We start from the raw sequence: 5,850 nt of genomic DNA on the forward strand, positions 1-5,850 counted from the left end.
GCGGTGGGTCAGTCGACAAATTCGGTGGCTGGCACGCCGCCTTCGCGAGCAAGCCCGCTCCCACACAAGCCCGCTCCCACATTGATTGCTCCACAAGTCGGAACCTCAGGCACTTTCCCGCGCAATCAGACGGCACTCCAGCAAACTCAAGCGCTGTACCTCCTCTTCCACCGGCAATACCCCCAAACTTTCCAATACCCGCGTGGCCGCCAGCACACCGATTTGCAACGCCGGTGGCTTGATGGTGCTGAGGCTCGGCAGCAGCATGTGCGCAAAGGGGTAATCACCAAAACCGAGCACTGCGCAGTCTTGCGGAATGTTCAAGCCGGCGCGCTGCCCCGCCAGCAAGCCGCCGGCGGCGAGGTTGTCATTGGCGAAGAAGATCGCATCGGGCGGCGTGGGGTGGCTCATCAGTGCGTCCATCGCCTGCTTGCCGGCTTCGAAGGGCGCGCAACCGGCATCCGGCGCGAAGGTCCAGGGGTGCACGCCCAACGCGCTCAAGGTCGCCGCGAACCCATCACCGCGCTCCATTGCACTGAAATCACCCGCCGCACTGTTCTGCACGAAGGCGATGCGCCGATAACCCTGGCCATGCAGGTAGCGCGCAGCCGTGACGCCTACCTCGTAGTGGGAAAAGCCGATCTGCAGAGGCTCGCGTTCGGGTACGTAGTCCCAGGTTTCCACCACCGGGATATCGGTGTCGGCGATCATTTTCTCGGTAGCCGCACTGTGAAAACGACTGGTCAGCACCAACGCCGCCGGCGACCAGCCGAGAAAGGCGCGCACCGCGCTTTCTTCCTGCTCGGCACTGAAATAACTCGATGCCAACAACAGCTGGTACCCGTGCTGGCTGAGGGTATCGCTGAAGCCCTGGATGGTGTCGGCAAAGATCGGCCCGGAGATGTTCGGGATCACCATCGCCACGATCCGCCCGCGTGCCGAGGCCAAGCCGCCGGCCACCAGGTTGGGCACGTAGCCCAGCTCGGCGACTACGTGGGCAATGCGCTCGCGACGCTCGGGCGAGACCTGCTCCGGCTGGTTGAAGTAACGCGACACGGTAATCGCCGACACCCCGGCCTGGCGCGCCACGGTGTTGAGGGTGACGCGCCCGGCGCCACGGCGTTTGCGCGGTTTGTCTTCGCTCACGGGAAAATCCTGTTAGAAACAAAAAGGCATATAGGACTAATTTTTCAGTATTTGACGTTCTAAACCAGCCCCACCAATAATGCCGATGTTAGCGCTAACAAAGCGCTTTGTCTGCTACTCGCTCGAGCGAATGCCAGAGACGAATTCACAGGCGTTGCCGTCGCAGAACGGCAACGGTTCAGGGCATTTTTTTCGAGCGGGCATAGCATGCACAACTTCCAACGCACTACGTTATTGATCCTGGCCGGGCTGACCGCCCTGCCCGTCTTTGCCGCCGATGAGCAGGAGCCGACGCTCAAATCCGTGACCGTCACCGCCACCCGCCGTGAAGAATCCCTGCAAAAAGTCCCGGTGGCGGTCTCGGTGCTCGACGGCGAGCAGCTTGAACGCGACAACCGCAACGGCGTCGCCAGCATCGCGCAACAGGTGCCGTCGCTGAACTTCCGCACCGGCGCCTCCAACAAGGACACCTCGCTGTTCGTGCGCGGCGTCGGCACCATCTCCACCTCCCCCGGCGTGGAGCCAACGGTGGCCACGGTGATCGACGGCGTGGTCTACGCCCGCCCCGGCCAGGCCACCCTCGACCTGCTCGACCTGGAACGCATCGAAGTGCTGCGCGGCCCGCAGGGCACACTGTTCGGCAAAAACGCTTCGGCCGGCGTGCTCAATATCACCAGCAAGGCGCCGACCGCCGAGACCCACGGCTATATCGACCAGTCCTACTACAGCGGCAACGAAAGCCGCACCCGCTTCGGCATCGGCGGCAGCCTTATCCCCGACGTGCTCAAGGGCTCGGTCAGCACCTTGTTCGGCAGCTACGACGGCAACGTCGATAACCAGCACAACGGCCAGGAGGTCAACGGCTACAACCACAAGGGCATTCGCGGCAAGTTGGAATTCACCCCCAATGAAGACGTGAAGCTGACCCTGATCGCCGACTACATGCAGTCCCACGACGACGCGCCCAACGGCGTAGTGAGCAAGTCCCTGACCCCGGCGTTCACCAACGCCCTGAGCCCGGTGCGTGCCTCCAGCGACAACCGCGACATCAACACCGACACCCGCAGCCATGTCGAAGACACCAACAAAGGCCTGTCGGCCCAGCTCGACTGGAACCTCGGCGACTACACCCTGACCTCGATCACCGCCTGGCGCGGCTGGGACAACACCCAGTACCAGGACGGCGACCGCCTCGGCACGGTGACCGCCGCATTCCCCGGCACCGCCGACAAGGGCCAACTGGAATTCAACCAATACTCCCAGGAACTGCGCCTGGCCTCGCCCAAAGGTGAGTTCCTGGAATACGTCGGCGGCCTGTTCTACATGCACGGCAAGGACGAAGAAACCTACCAGCGCACCCTCACGACCACCACGCGCACCGACCGTGGCATCGCCGACTACAGCACCACCAACGACAGCTACGCGGTGTTCGGCGAGAGCACGCTGAACTTCACGTCACGCTTTCGCGGCATCGCCGGTTTGCGCTACACCCACGACGACCTGAAATACGATCACCGCCGCATCTCCACCTCAGCCACCACGGTCAGCGGGATTCAACCGGCCACGTCAAGTTCCGGCGCGGTGGATGAGGACGGCTGGTCCGGCCGCCTCGGCGTGCAGTACGACATCAGCGACAACATCACCAGCTACCTGACCTACTCGCGCGGCTACAAAGGCCCGGCCTACAACGTGTTCTTCAACATGCAGCCGCGCGACACCGATGCGCTCAAGCCGGAAACCTCCAACACCTGGGAAGCCGGGATCAAGGCCACCGCCTGGAACAACCGCCTGACCACCAACCTCGCGGTGTTCCACAGCGATTACGACAACTACCAGGCCAATTTTTTCGACACCGTCGCAGGGCAAGTGGTGACCCGCCTGATTAATGCCGGCAGCGTCAGCAGCGAAGGTGTCGAGCTGGATTACGCCTTGCAGGCCACCCAGCAACTCAAGCTGTCCGGTGCGCTGGCCTACACCCGCGCACGCATCGACGAGTTCGCCTGCCCCGCCGGCGCAGCTGCGACGTGCAACGTGAATGGCAAGCCGCTGCCCTACAGCCCGGACTGGAAAAGCTACGTACGCGCCGACTACAGCATCCCCCTGGATAACGGCCTGGATATCGAACTGGGCACCGACTACAGCTGGCAGAGCGAAGTGCAGTACGACATCAGCCAGAACCTCGACACCAAGCAAGGCGCCTACGGCATCTGGAACGCCAGCGTGGCCCTGGCCGACTACAGCAACGGCTGGCGTGTAGCCCTGCTGGCGAAGAACCTCGCCGACAAGTCCTACTCGCCGATGCTGGCCAGCGGCGGCAACTATATCTACCGCGCCGTACCCCGTGACGATGAACGTTACTTCGGCGTGCAACTGCGCAAGGATTTCTAATATGAGCCGTCAACTGAAACTCGGCGCCTTTCTCATGGCCACCGGGCACCACGTCGCCGCCTGGCGCCATCCCGATGTACCGGCGAATGCCGGGCTGGATTTCGCCCAGTACAAACATTTGGCACGGGTCGCCGAAGCGGCCAAGTTCGATGCGCTGTTCGTGGCGGACAGCGTGGCGGCGGCCACCGGCGAGATCGCCAGCCATATGGCCCGTTCGGATCACTTCGAGCCATTGACCTTGCTCGCGGCGTTGAGTGCGGTGACGGAGCACATCGGCCTGATCGCCACGGCGACCACCAGCTACAACGAGCCCTACCATGTGGCGCGCAAATTCGCCTCGCTGGATCACCTGTCCGGCGGGCGCGCCGGCTGGAACCTGGTGACCTCGGACGCCGCCGCCGAAGCACAGAATTTCGGCCGTGATGAGCACCTCGGCCACGGCGAGCGCTACAGCCGCGCCCGTGAATTTCATCAGGTGGTGACCGGCTTGTGGGACAGCTGGGAAGACGACGCCTTTGTACGCGACAAGGCCAGCGGCAATTACTACGACGCGGCGAAGGTGCATGTGCTCGATCACGTGGGCGAACACTTTCGCGTCAAGGGCCCGCTGAACGTCGCGCGCTCGCCCCAGGGCCAGCCGGTGATCGTGCAGGCAGGCTCGTCCGAAGCCGGTCGCGATCTTGCGGCGCAAACCGCCGAGGTGGTGTTTACCGCGCAGACGTCCCTGGAGAATGCCCAGGGCTTTTATGCCGACCTCAAGGGCCGTCTTGCGCAGTACGGACGCGAGGCGGATGCGCTGAAAATCATGCCCGGCGTGTTTGTGGTGGTCGGGCAGACCGAGGCTGAGGCGCAGGCGAAGTTCGAAGCGTTCCAGGATTTGGTCGAGCCCGAAGTCGGCGTCGCGTTGCTTGGGCGCATGCTGGGTAACTTCGACCTGTCCGGCTACCCGCTGGACGGGCCGTTGCCAGAGTTGCCACTGACCGACAGCGGCCAGCGCAGCCGCCAGCAGTTGCTCAGTGATTTGGCGTTGCGCGAGAACCTCACGCTGGCGCAACTGGGCCGACGAATTGCAGGTGGTCGCGGGCATTTCAGCCTGATCGGCACGCCCGTGCAGATCGCCGATGAACTGCAACGCTGGTTCGAAAACGGCGCCGCCGATGGCTTCAATATCCTGGTCCCGCACCTGCCCGGCGGGCTGGAGGATTTCGCCCAGTGGGTGGTGCCCGAGTTGCAACGGCGCGGCCTGTTCCGCAGCGAATACAGCGGCGCCACTTTGCGTGACAACCTCGGTTTGGCGCGCCCTGAAAACCGCTTTAAAAAGGACCGCCCATGAAGATTCGCGCACTGGTATTGGCCTTGCTGGCCGTGACCCAAACCGCCCTCGCCGCCGACCCTGCGACCCTGCGCATCGGCTACCAGAAAGGCTCCATCGCCCTGGTGCTGGCCAAGGAACATGGCCTGCTGGAAAAGCGCTTCCCGCAGACTGACGTGAAGTGGATCGAATTCCCCGCCGGCCCGCAGATGCTCGAAGCCCTCAACGTCGGCGCGCTGGATGTGGGCTCCACCGGCGATATCCCGCCGCTGTTCGCCCAAGCGGCAGGTGCGGACCTGGTCTACATCGGCGCCGAACCGCCCAAGCCCAGCGCCGAAACCATCCTGGTGCGCAATGACAGCCCGCTGCACTCCGTGGCGGACCTCAAGGGCAAGAAAGTCGCGTTCCAGAAAGGCTCCAGCTCCCACAACCTGATCCTGCGCGCGCTGAACAAGGCTGGGCTGAGCTACAAGGACATCCAGCCGGTGTACCTGCCACCGGCCGATGCGCGCGCGGCGTTTGAGCGCGGCAGCGTGGATGCCTGGGCGATCTGGGAACCCTATTCGTCGTTGGCCTTGAGCCAGAGCCCGAGCCATGTGTTGGCCAACGGTGAAGGGTTGGGGTTGTCGGGGCCGGTGTACACGGCGCGGCGCGAATACGCCAAGGCCAACGGTGCCTTTGTCCACGACCTGCTCGGTGAACTCAGCAGCGCCGAAGCGCTGACCCGCTGCCAGCGGGAGGACAGCTTGAAGGTGCTGACCGGTTTTATGGGGCTGCCTGCGGATGTGATTGCGCGGTACATGGACAACCGCCCGCCTTCGCCGATCTTGCCGATTGACGAGAAGATCATCGCGGCGCAGCAGGCCACGGCGGATTTGTTCTATCAGAACCACCTGCTGCCCAAGGCCATCGACGTGAAACAAACCCTAGAGAACAACTGAAATCAAATGTGGGAGCGGGCTTGCTCGCGAAAGCGGTGTGTCAGTCAAAGATGCTTTAACTGA

At 63.3% G+C, this 5,850-nt stretch carries 4 protein-coding genes; 3 read left to right on the forward strand and 1 reads right to left on the reverse strand.

Translation table 11 applies throughout. The features are described 5' to 3' along the window. Positions 1–105: 105 nt before the first annotated feature. A complete protein-coding gene (locus NUV89_RS26865; protein WP_257783692.1) occupies positions 106–1,146 on the reverse strand; it encodes a LacI family DNA-binding transcriptional regulator in 1,041 nt (346 codons plus the stop codon). Between the two features lie 207 nt (positions 1,147–1,353). On the opposite strand from NUV89_RS26865, the gene NUV89_RS26870 reads away from it, so the two are divergent. The 3 genes from NUV89_RS26870 to NUV89_RS26880 are packed head-to-tail and all read left to right on the forward strand — an operon-like array spanning position 1,354 to position 5,787. After that, positions 1,354–3,534, forward strand: a complete 2,181-nt coding sequence (locus NUV89_RS26870) for a TonB-dependent receptor (protein ID WP_257783693.1) — start codon at positions 1,354–1,356, stop codon at positions 3,532–3,534. A 1-nt stretch (position 3,535) separates the two neighbouring features. Beyond that, positions 3,536–4,867: an LLM class flavin-dependent oxidoreductase gene (locus NUV89_RS26875; protein WP_257783694.1), complete on the forward strand. Its 1,332-nt coding sequence runs from the start codon at positions 3,536–3,538 to the stop codon at positions 4,865–4,867. Further along, entirely contained in the window at positions 4,864–5,787 is a 924-nt protein-coding gene (locus tag NUV89_RS26880) for a sulfonate ABC transporter substrate-binding protein (RefSeq protein ID WP_257783695.1), read from the forward strand. Before NUV89_RS26875 ends, NUV89_RS26880 begins: the two co-directional genes overlap by 4 nt. Positions 5,788–5,850: the final 63 nt, after the last annotated feature.

The sequence above is a fragment of the Pseudomonas sp. 18.1.10 genome (assembly GCF_024655625.1).
GTDB lineage: Bacteria > Pseudomonadota > Gammaproteobacteria > Pseudomonadales > Pseudomonadaceae > Aquipseudomonas.

What these genes read in the sequence shown, in the direction of transcription:
- NUV89_RS26870 (WP_257783693.1), top strand. Translation starts at nt 1,354, where the DNA reads ATGCACAACTTCCAACGCACTACGTTATTGATCCTGGCCGGGCTGACC.
- NUV89_RS26875 (WP_257783694.1), top strand. Translation starts at nt 3,536, where the DNA reads ATGAGCCGTCAACTGAAACTCGGCGCCTTTCTCATGGCCACCGGGCAC.
- NUV89_RS26880 (WP_257783695.1), top strand. Translation starts at nt 4,864, where the DNA reads ATGAAGATTCGCGCACTGGTATTGGCCTTGCTGGCCGTGACCCAAACC.